1 pseudogene is annotated in these 229 nt (G+C 33.6%); it reads left to right on the top strand.

The window, feature by feature from the left end:
* Window positions 1–229 (top strand): annotated as a pseudogene (locus ACWA1B_RS23815) (serine hydrolase domain-containing protein); the annotation flags it as partial.

The following is a 229-nucleotide window of genomic DNA, read 5'->3' as shown; positions in this document are numbered from 1 at the left end:
TGCTAACGCATACTTCTGGATTAACGCCAAGTATTACTTTTTATCAGGCGTTGCTTTCTACGCCAGATAATTCGCCTTTGCTGAGCAATCAGAAATCAAAGCAATATGTTGAGCCGTTTGATATTATGTTTGTCAATAAAAACATTGTTTACGATTCTAAATATTTGGCTTTTGAACCAAAAGAAAATTGGATTCAGGTTTATAAAAACATGTGGTTGAATCCAGAATT

This window comes from Flavobacterium xizangense (genome assembly GCF_054075145.1).
This window is presented reverse-complemented; position numbering and strand designations above follow the sequence as displayed.